The organism is [Actinomadura] parvosata subsp. kistnae, assembly GCF_900323885.1.
Taxonomy (GTDB): Bacteria; Actinomycetota; Actinomycetes; order Streptosporangiales; family Streptosporangiaceae; genus Nonomuraea; species Nonomuraea composti.
Genome location: NZ_OOHJ01000008.1, coordinates 88,269 through 98,011 on the forward strand (window position 1 = coordinate 88,269; position 9,743 = coordinate 98,011).

Annotated in this window: 5 protein-coding genes and 1 pseudogene; 2 read left to right on the forward strand and 4 right to left on the reverse strand. The window is 74.7% G+C overall.

All coding sequences use genetic code 11. From position 1 onward, the window contains the following. Nucleotides 1–112 precede the first annotated feature (112 nt). The 3 genes and pseudogenes from KIS93_RS08670 to KIS93_RS08680 form a co-directional block, all read right to left on the reverse strand. The gene (locus KIS93_RS08670) at nucleotides 113–4,273 is read right to left on the reverse strand and encodes a TIGR02680 family protein (protein WP_222107355.1); all 4,161 of its coding nucleotides are present in this window, start codon (nucleotides 4,271–4,273) and stop codon (nucleotides 113–115) included. Continuing rightward, nucleotides 4,270–5,469: a TIGR02678 family protein gene (locus KIS93_RS08675; RefSeq protein WP_080040548.1), complete on the reverse strand. Its 1,200-nt coding sequence runs from the start codon at nucleotides 5,467–5,469 to the stop codon at nucleotides 4,270–4,272. The genes KIS93_RS08670 and KIS93_RS08675 overlap by 4 nt, the downstream gene beginning before the upstream one ends. Nucleotides 5,470–5,587: 118 nt before the next feature. Beyond that, nucleotides 5,588–7,012: pseudogene (locus KIS93_RS08680) on the reverse strand (TIGR02677 family protein); the annotation flags it as partial. 144 nt (nucleotides 7,013–7,156) lie between these two features. Here KIS93_RS08680 and KIS93_RS08685 point away from each other — a divergent pair. Beyond that, on the forward strand, nucleotides 7,157–7,576 hold the full coding sequence (locus KIS93_RS08685; RefSeq protein WP_080040549.1) for an SRPBCC family protein: 420 nt from the start codon (nucleotides 7,157–7,159) through the stop codon (nucleotides 7,574–7,576). Between the two features lie 60 nt (nucleotides 7,577–7,636). Here the strand turns inward: KIS93_RS08685 and KIS93_RS08690 are convergent, their stop codons facing one another. Beyond that, nucleotides 7,637–8,005, reverse strand: coding sequence for a hypothetical protein (locus tag KIS93_RS08690; protein ID WP_080040550.1), 369 nt, complete (start codon nucleotides 8,003–8,005; stop codon nucleotides 7,637–7,639). A 177-nt stretch (nucleotides 8,006–8,182) separates the two neighbouring features. Here KIS93_RS08690 and KIS93_RS08695 point away from each other — a divergent pair, with 177 nt between their 5' ends. Then, nucleotides 8,183–9,574 (forward strand): alpha/beta hydrolase, encoded by a 1,392-nt coding sequence (locus KIS93_RS08695; protein ID WP_080040551.1) that lies wholly within the window; start codon nucleotides 8,183–8,185, stop codon nucleotides 9,572–9,574. The last annotated feature ends 169 nt before the right edge of the window (nucleotides 9,575–9,743 follow it).

Consider the following 9,743-nt stretch of genomic DNA (forward strand, 5'->3'; position numbering starts at 1 on the left):
TGTCAACGGAGGAAAGCGTTTGCCGGGCCGGGGAAATCGGCCCTTGACGCCTCGACACGGCAACGCGTAGGTTGGCGAATTGGAGCGATGATTTTAAATCGATTTATGCTCTTTACTCGGCCGGGACCGTCCGGTAGCCGTTCCACACGAAACGGGCCGTCGTCACCGCGTCGTCGCCGTCGCCCGTGATGAGCTGGTGGATCGCGATGCCGTCCAGCTCGCGGTACTCGCACCACTCGTGGTCCGACGTCAGTACCAGGTCCAGCCCCAGATCCACCAGCAGGTCGAACACCTGCCCCCGGTTCGCCCGGTCCACCCCCACGAACACCTCGTCCAGCAGGATGAACCGCGGGCACCCGGGATCGCTCTGGTAGTGCGCCGCCACGGCGGCGAACAGCGGCAGGTGCAGGGCGATCGCCTTCTCCCCGCCCGACAGCGCTCCGTGCAGCTTCCTCGTCAGGTCCTGCCAGCCCTGCCCGTCGCCCCGGTCGAGCCGCACCACGAACCGGTGCCAGGCCGTGTAGTCGAGCACCTTCATCAGCTGGTCCTCCCAGCTCGCCGAGGAGTCGTCGGCGCGCGCCTCCTCCACCCGGTCCCTGAAGAACGCGTACAGCGCCTCCCTGTCGGACTCCGACAGCCCGGCCGGGTCGCGCAGCAGCAGGTCGCGGGCCGCGCGGGTGCCGGGCGACTGGGCCGGGTCCACCTGCCACACCAGGCGCACCGCGACCCGCGAGGCGGTGCGGACGCGTTCGAGGCGCTGGTTCATGCCCTCCACCAGGGCGCTCGCCTGCCTGATGCGGTCGGCCAGGTGCCGCCGCGTGTCGCCGGCCAGCGTCCGGTCGAACAGGTCCCGCTCCGCCTCCGTGATGGCGCGGCGCCGCTCGTCGCGCTCCTCGCGCAACGCGTCGCGCAGCGCCGCCGCCCCCGCCCGCACGCCGTGCACGGTGGCGGTCAGCACCTGGACGTCCTCGTCGGGCGCCAGCTCCAGGTCGGCCCGCCCGGACAGCACCTCCCTGGCGTGGTGGAAGGCGTCCCGCAGGCGCGCCTCGGCCTCCCTGACGTTCTTGTGCTCGCACGGGACGGACGCGAGCTGCCCGGCCACCCCCTTGGCTGCCTCCAGGACGGCCCGCGCCCCCGCCTCCGGAGGCAGCTGGACGCGCACCCCGGCGTCCACCGGCAGGTGCCCGGCCACCAGGCGGCGGAAGCGGCCGCACACCTCGTCGCGCGCCCGGCCCGCCTCGGCCTGCCTGTCCTCGGCGGTGGCCAGCTCGCCGCGCAGCCGCCCGAGCGTGGCGTTGAGCCGGGCCAGGTCGTCGTTGACCGACCTGATCAGGCGGCGGCAGGCGCGGTGCGCGTGCTGGGCCTGCTGGAGCTGCTCCAGGAGGGCCTCGTGCTCGCCGCCGGCCGCCGGCTCGATCGCGGCCAGCCGCTCGGCCAGCACGACGGCGGCGGCCGCCGCCTCCTCGGCGCGTTCGACGGCCTCGATCGCGAGCTGCTCGTACCCGGCGGCGGTCTCCGCGGCCAGGGCGGCGCGCTCGCGGGCGGCGCGGGCGTCGGCGCGGCGGTCGTGCCAGACGGCGCCCGCCGTCTCGGCGGCGCGCAGCGCCTCCTCCAGGTTGGCGAGCGCGGCCGGCGCGGCGGGCAGGGCGTGCCGGCCGGCCAGCTCGTTCAGGAGGCGCCGGCACCTGGTGACGTCCTGCTCGCGCTCGCGCAGCCGCCCCTCCTCGGTCCTGAGCCGGTCCCCCAGCAGCGCGACCCGCCGCACGGCGCCGTCGAGCGCCTGGACCGCCTCGGCGTACGGGCCCCGGTCGGGCCTGCGCCGCAGCTCGGCGGCCAGGGTGTCGCGGTCGGCGTCCACCACGGCCAGCTGGTGGTCGCACTCGGCGAGCCGCCCCGCCAGCTCGCCGAGGCGGTCGTCCAGCTCGGCGACGCGGCGGCGCCTGGCCCGCTCACGGGCGGTGGCGCCGATGTAGGACGGCTCCGGCTTCACCCACCGGCCGGCCGCCGGGCCCAGCCGCCAGGATCCGTCGGCGCCGACGACGGCCGGATGGTCGACGCCGATCGCGGTCGGGGCGAACGCGATGCCGCTCAGCACGGTGTCGGCCGAGACCGGCGAGCCCGCCTCCGTGAACAGCACGTGCGCCAGGCTGTAGCCGGGGGCGGGCCGCGACAGCGCGGCCACGGCGAACGCGTCGTGCTCCCCCGCGTCGAACCCGCCGTCGGGCCGCAACCACAGGCCGAGCAGCCCCGACGCCTCCAGCGCCGCCTCCACCCCGGCCTGCGCCACCGGGTCGAGCCCCGACCTGAAAGCGACGGCCCGCCACAGCGGGGTGCCCGGGCGTTCCCGCCGGGCGGCGGCGCCGCGGGTGTGCGGGGCGGGCGGCTCCGGCACGGAGGTGTCGTCGAGGCCGTCACGCTCCCTGGCCAGGCCGGCGCGCTCGGCCGCCAGCCGCTCCCGCAGGGCCGTCAGGTGCTGCTGGCGGGCGGCCAGCTCGACCGCGGCCATCGTGCGGGCGGTGCAGACCAGCTCGTCGGCCCGCTCGAAGTCCTCGGCCAGCCCGGCGAGCACGGCCGGTTCGAGCTGGAGCTGCGTGCAGCCGGCCGCCCAGTCGGCCAGGGCGGCGGCCAGGTCGCGGGCCCGGTCGTCGCGCAGCCGCTCGGCCCGGTCGTGGGCCTCCTGGGCGGTGGCGAGGTCGTCCCTGGCCTGGTCGCGGTCGTGCTCGGCGGCGGTGCGGCGCTCGACCGCCTCGTCGTGCCGGGCCGCGCCCGCCCTGACCTCCCTGATCTGGGCGGCCCGGCTGGTGACGGCGGCCCGCAACAACTCCCGCGCCCGCCGCACGGCCGCCTCGCCGTCCGCCCCGTCCTCCGGCTGCACCGCCCGTCCCGGCGGCGCCGCGCGACCCGGATCCGCCGCGCGACCCGGATCCGCCGCCCGTCCCGGCGGCGCCGCGCGACCTGGCGCCCCCGCTCGTTCGGAGGCCGCCGCGTGTTCCGGGTTCGCCGCTCGTTCCGTCTCGTCGTGGGCGGTGAGGAGGCCGGCGCGTTCGGCGGCGTGGCGGGCGTCGGCGCGGGCGCGGTCGGCGAGCGCCGCCGCCGCGCGGGCGTCGGCGGCGGCGAGGGCGGCCGCCTCCTGGCGGGCCGTCACCGCCCGCGCCGCCCGCCCCGCCTGGTCGCGCATGCGGGCCGCCACCTCGTGCGCCGCCTGGGCCTCGGCGCGCAGCCGGTGCAGGTCGCCGCCCGCCCGGTACGCCTCGCTCTCCTTGAGCCCGTCGATGCGCGCGGCCAGGGCCAGCTCCTGCGCCTCCTCCTCCCCCAGCCGCACGGTCGTCGCGTCGAGCTCCCGCTCGGCCTCCTTGAGGGCTTCCCGCTTGCCCTTGACCTCGGCGGTCAGCGTCTCCAGGGTGTGCGCGGCGGAGGTGACGGCCGCGGCGGCGGCGCCGAGCACCCGGCGGGCGTACCCGCGCTGCCGCTCGGCGAGCCGGTCGGCCTCCTCCACGTCGCGGTCGAGCAGCCGCAGCTCCTCGCGCCGCCGGTCGAGCCGCTCGAACCCGTCGGCGATCTCGTGGATCTCGCCCTCGCCGAGCGGCGGCAACGCGCTCGACAGCAGCTCCGACAGCAGCCCGGGGTCGAGGCGTTCGGACAGCTTGGGCGTGCGGAGCTGGCGCAGCGCGGTGAGCAGCGAGTCGTAGCGCTGCTCGCTGAGCGCCCGGTAGAGCGTCTGCCGCACCACCGTGCGGTACGACTCCGCCGACTCGTGGACCACGCCGGACGTGCCCAGCTCCTCGGCGAGCTGCGCCCTGGTGAGCGGCTGCCCGGCCTCGCCGGTGAGCCGGATGCCGTCGGGCGTGTCGACGCGCGCCTCGGTGGTGAAGTAGGCGGCGGTGACGTTCTTGGTGTGGACGGTGGCCTGCAGCCGGGCCCCGCAGGTGAACCAGCGGCCGTCGGAGTGCCGGAACTCCAGCCACACGTACCCGACCCGGGTGGCGCCCGAGGCGCCGTCGCCCATCAGGTTCCAGTGCATGGTGCGCTCGGTGCCGCCGAACGTGGACAGCCGGCTCGGCTTGAGGCTGGCGTCCAGCACGTACGGCAGCAGCAGCTCCAGCACCTTGGACTTGCCGCTGCCGTTGGGCCCGCGCAGCAGCAGCCTGCCCCGGTGGAACTCGAACACCTCGTCGTAGTAGCGCCACACGTTCACGATCCCGGCGCGGACGGGCGTCCAGCGGGCGTCCACCCCGTGCGCGGCACGCGGCAAGGCCAGCTCGGTGACTGTCACGATTCCTCCTGTACGGCGCGCCCGACCCGGTAGCGGGCCGCGGCGGGCAGGGCGGCGATCCGGTCGCCGCTACGGCGGGCCAGCCCGAACTGCGTGAGCACCTCCAGCGCGTCGGCGGCCAGGCGCGGCCCGCCACCGTCGGACTGGTACGCCCTGGCCCACTGGGGGAAGCGGCGCAGCAGCCGGGCGGCCTCGGCGTCGAGCCGGGCGGCGGTGACGGGGCCGGCGGTGACGAGCAGGTCGAGCAGGAGCAGGGCGGCCACCTTGGCGTGGCTGCCGTCGTCGGGGAACCTGGTGTCGGTGGCGATGGCGTCGGGGTCCACCAGGAGGAACCCCTCGGCCCGCTCCTCCAGCACGAACCCGGCCTCCTCCGCGGCCCTGCGCAGCATCCGGCGGCCGGTCAGGGAGCCGGCGTAGGCGCGCTGGGCGGGGGTGAGCTCGTCGTGGTGGACGGCGGGCTCGTCGAGCAGGCGGCGGATGAGGGAGTGGCGGGCCCACAGGGCGCGCTGGATGCCGGTCGGCTCGTCGCCGCCGTACCGGGGCTCGGCGGTCAGCTCGTCGAGCACCCGGGCACCGTCGGTGGCGGTCACCCTGGAGGGCGGGACCGGCGCGGCCAGCAGCCGGATCACCCGCGTCGTGTCCACCCGGTAGAGCACCTTGGCGTCCTCGTCGCCCAGGTAGGTCTCGGTGTCGCCGTCCATGGCGGTGACGGCGCCGTAGTGCTCCAGCAGCTTGAGCGCGTCCACGAACGCGGCCCGCTCCTCGTTCCTGACCGGGTCGAAGGCGGGCACGCCGGGCTCCACCGCGGCCGCCTGCGCGACCCGCCGGCCCAGCATCCCGATCGTGGTGACCGGCGAGGCGAGCAGCTCTGCGGCGCACAGGCACAGCAGCGTGTAGCGGCGGCGGTCGAAGGGGGCGCGGGTGGTGCGGCGCCGCCGCGCGGGCCTGGTGGCCGAGCGCGGGCCGGGCGGGCCCGCCTTGACCAGGCGCGCGTACCCCTGGCGCGGCTCGACGATGAGCCGCCAGCCGCAGAAGTAGTCGAACCACTGCACGAGCGGCCCCCGCCGCTTCCTGATCAGGTCGAAGGCGGCGGGGTCGTCGTGGGCGGAGATGAGGGGACGGCCGAGCAGGGTCCTGATCGCCCGCGCGATCTCTTCCTTCTCGGCCCTGACGAGCTGGTTGGCCGGCCTGCTCATGCGCCCGCCGCCCGCCCGTGCGCCCAGGGCTCGCCGAGGGTGCGCACGTCGATGAGGAAGTCGGGCCGCGGAACCAGCCCTCGGGGGTGCGCAGCACCGCCACCGCGCCGTCGTCGGGCGCCCGCAGCACGATCTCCACCCTTCCGTCGGAGGTGACCGCCCGCCGGAACCCGGTCGAGTCGGGCCGCTCGGCCAGCGCCCGGCCCAGCAGGTCGAGCAGCCGCCCGAAGGTGTCGTGGCCGAGCTGGCCGAGCTGCGACAGCCGCAGCGGCCCGGTGGTGGCCAGGGCCGCCCAGGCGGCCTCCAGCTCGGCCCGTTCCTTCTCGGCGCGTTCCCGGCGGGCGGCCTTCAGCGCGGCCACGTCCCGCACCTTCCCGGTGCGGCCCATCCGCTCGGTGCGCCCGCGCGAGCGCAGCAGCGCCGACACCTCGACCGGCGCGGCCTCCGCCCACGGCACGCCCGCCGGGACGAGCTCCGCGTCGGCGTGCCCGAGGTGCGCGTGCCGGGCGGAGCCGAGCCCGAACGCCGCGTCCCACAGCCGGTGGGCGTCGTCCTCGCCGGGCGCGGCGGCGAACCAGCGGGCCAGCGTACGGAAGTCGGCGGCGGCGCTGGAGGAGCGGCGGCGCGCCTCGGAGACGCGGTCGAGCACTTCCAGCAGCGACACGATGGCCCGCCGGGCCACGTCGTGCACCCGCCGCACGCGCGGCTCACTTCCGTCCTCGGGCGCGAACCACGCCCGCAGCCCCTCCCACCGCTCGGCCCGCGCCGCCAGCCACGGCGCGACGTGGTCGGTGCCGGGCCAGCGCGGCAGGTCGGCGCCGCCGAGCGCGCGGGCGCGCAGCACCTCCACGTCGTGGCCGGCCACCGCCTCCAGCGCGGCGGCGATCCGCTCGCCACGCTGCTCCAGCCGGGTCACGAACTCTTGCAAGTAGGCCACCGTCGCGGCCTTGACCTCGTGGAACGTCGCCAGGTCCGCGCCGTCGGCGCGCAGCAGCCGCTGCAGCTCGCCGTTGAAGCGGCGCACGTCGCTGCGCAGCCCGTCGAAGTGCTCCTCCAGCTCGCGCAGGCAGGCGAAGATCCGCCGGTCGCGGCCGGGGTCGGGGTCGCGCAGCAGCCCGTCGAGCTCCTCCAGCCGCTCGGCGATGGCGTCCAGCGACGCGGCCCGCAGCGCCCCGCCGGAGGCCAGCATCGCCATGGCGTGCCGCACGCCGGCGACGGCCGCCTCGCCGCGCCTGGTCAGCGCGTAGCGCAGGTTCCTGCGCTCGTACTCCTCCGCGGTCGCGAAGCTGCCCCCGTGGTCGAAGATCACGTCGAGCAGCCCCCAGCCGGCGAGCTGCTTGAGCGTCGCGGCCAGGTCCTGCTCGGAGACCGGCGCGTACCAGCCGGTCGCGCGCAGCCGCTCGCGCACCTCCTCCACCGCCGGCGCCGTCTCCAGCCGCTCCCCCGCCTCGGCGAACGCGTGGAGGACCGCGGTGTGCAGGTCTGCCCGCTCGGTGCTGGTGAACCGGAACATCTCCGGCGGCACCCGTGGCGGCTGCGCCATCGCCCCGCTCTCCCCTCGCCGTAACGACTACCTCACGCACCGCAACCGTAGCGGGGAACGGCCTCGCGGCGACCGCTGTTTGCGAGCAGATCACAGGGGTACGGCGCTGGCATTGGAGTCCGGAGAGCCTTCTGGGGGGCGGTCATGGCGGAGTTCGAGGCGACGCGCGGGATGCCGGCGGAGAGCATGGTGGTCTTCGGGGTCGCGTCCGACGTGGAGATCATGGACCGCTGGCTGCCCCAGGGCCTGTCGGTGCACGGCAGCGGCCCCGGCACGGTGGAGGCCGACGGCTCGCTGGTGCCGGGCGACGGCCGGCACGAGGGCCTGTTCCGCGCCTCGGAAGACCAGCTCAGGGTGGAGTGGGGCGGCCGTGACCACCCCGACTACTCGGGCTGGCTCCAGGTGGCCGACTCCGCCGCCGGCACGAGCGAGGTGACGGTCCACATCAGCCTGCTGGACGAAGCCCAGTCGGGCGGCCGGGCCGAGGAGGTGCGGGAGCTGCTGGACCGGTCGCTGGACCGGCTGGCCGACGAGGTGCAGCGGCGCGTGTCCGACGCCGGCTGACCACTCGCCCTGCCCCTGGGACCGTCACCACCGAGGCGCCGGTGGTGACGGTCGCTTGCGTCAGGCGTCCTCGCGGTCCGGGTTCTCCAGGCGGAAGAAGTTGCTGGGCTTCCCGTCCTTGCGGTGCTCCTGGTAGATGAAGTTCAGGCCGCGCTCGTCGAACGTCCTGAACCAGTCGTCCCAGGAGATCTCCTCCAGGTCGCCCCCGCCGTACCCCGGGAAGTCGAAGCGGAGCACGCCCGCCCTTCCGTCATGCTCCGTGCCCGGCACCGTGGAGGGGCGGGCCTGGCGTTCCTCCGCCCATCGGCGGATGACGTCGTGGTCGGTGGTGATGAGGCTGCGGCCGGCGCGTTCCTCGTGCTCGTCCGTCGAGGTGATCTCCTGCTCGTACGGATGGTCTCCCCGAACCGGGCGGTTCTGCTGCGACATGGGCTCTCGCTCCCCCGTGGATAAGGCGTACAGGTCACCCCACGTCACTGCCCTTTGGGAAACGCTTCTCGCAGTGGATCTATTCCGGTTTGCATTCGATCTATTACAGCGCCTATAAAGAACGCCGCAAGTATTGCCAACGAATGTTCTCCTATGCGACGTGCAAGCAAAATCCTGATGCCGGTCCTGGCCGGGCTCATCGCCGTCACGGGTGCCTCCGCGACGGCGGTGGCCGCTGCCCCGGGCCGGCTCGACTCCTATTACGGCCAGCGGCCGGCCTGGTCCGGCTGCGGCAACGGGTACGAGTGCGCGAAATTGGCGGTGCCGCTCGACTATTCGAAGCCCGGCGGCAAGCGGATTAAGATCAGCATGGTCCGGCTGCCCGCGACGGGCCCGAAGATCGGCTCGATCGTGCTCAATTTCGGCGGCCCCGGCGGCTCCGGCGTGGATTCGCTCAAGGCGAGCAAGGACGTCGTCTCGGCGGACATCCGCAAGCGGTTCGACGTCGTGAGTTTCGATCCGCGCGGCGTCGGCGCATCGTCTCCGGTGCGGTGTTTCGGTACCCTGGATCTCGACGCGTATTTCGCGCTGGATCCCACGCCCGACACCAAGGCGGAGGTCAAGAAAGCGGAAAGCTGGGATCAGGCTTTCGCAAAATATTGCGCGAAGAATTCCGGGAAAGAGCTCCTGGCGCACGTGGGCACGGCCGACTCGGCGCGTGACATGGACGTGATGCGGGCCGCGCTGGGCGACCGGCGGCTGACGTACCTGGGCTTCTCCTACGGCACCTACCTGGGCGCGGTCTACGCGGACCTGTTCCCGACGCGGATCCGCTCGATGGTGCTCGACGGCGCCGAGGACCCCTCGCAGAACGGCGATGACCTGGTGGCCGACCAGGACCGCGGGTTCGAGGTGGCGACGAAGTCGTTCCTGAAGGACTGCTTCAGGGTCAAGGGCTGCCCGTTCCGCGAGCACACGGTCGAGGCGGGCATGGAGCAGCTCGACGAGCTGTACGCGCGCGCCGACCGGTCCCCGCTGCGCAACGAGTACGACGGCCGCCAGGTCACCGAGGCCGTGGTGAGCGCGGCCGTGGACTACTCGATGTACGACGTCCACACGTGGCCGAGGCTGCGCCAGGCGCTGGCGGCGGGGTTCAAGGGCGACGGCACGAAGCTGCTGCTGCTGGCCGACGAGGGCAACGGGCGCCGGCCCGACGGCCGCTACGACAACAGCTTCGAGGCGCTGATGGCCATCAACTGCGTGGACCATCCGGAGAACCCGTGCCCGTACTGGCCGGTCAAGGGCAGCAGGTACCCGAAGAAGGTGCGGGCGAAGGGCTCGCCGCCGATCGTGGTGGTGGGCACGACGCGGGACCCGGCGACGCCGTACAAGCTGGCCAAGGCGCTGGCGGGGCAGCTCGAGCACGGCGTGCTGCTGACGCGCGACGCCGACGGGCACACCGGCTACCGCCGCGGGTCGGCCTGCCTGGACCGCAAGGTGGACCAGTACCTGATCACGGGCACCGCCCCGCGGCCGGGAACCTGCCGCGACGTCAACCCCAAAGCCTGACCCGAACCCCAAGGCCTGACCCGGACTCCAAGGCCTGACCCGAGCCCCAAAGCCTGACCCGAGCCCCAAAGCCTGACCCGAGCCCCAAAGCCTGATCCGGCGCCTCCGCCGGCAAGGCGCAAGGCCGATCGGCTCCGCTCCTTTCACCAGCCCCGCACCTCGCGCAGGT